Raw genomic sequence first — 221 nt, forward strand, 5'->3', positions numbered from 1 at the left:
GCGCTTATGTACACCTACTTTTTACATTGCTGAATAATATGCCGACTGACAGCCCGATAAAGTAAGCGTAATGGCCAGTACCGACGCGCTAAGTAATGTTTGTTTTTTCATTTGGATCCCTATTTACCAGTAAGTTCTGTAAATTATGGTGCTGATTGATATCATAATCAAAAATCGATTAGCACAAGTCAATTCTATGAATGATAAGCTCTACCTTTATA

Annotated in this window: 1 pseudogene; it reads right to left on the minus strand. The window is 36.2% G+C overall.

The features are described 5' to 3' along the window. Positions 1–24: 24 nt before the first annotated feature. A pseudogene (locus CWB60_RS20380) lies at positions 25–111 on the minus strand (DUF2959 domain-containing protein); the annotation flags it as partial. Positions 112–221: the final 110 nt, after the last annotated feature.

Origin of the sequence: Pseudoalteromonas sp. S327 (genome assembly GCF_005886415.1) — a bacterium.
GTDB lineage: Bacteria > Pseudomonadota > Gammaproteobacteria > Enterobacterales > Alteromonadaceae > Pseudoalteromonas > Pseudoalteromonas atlantica.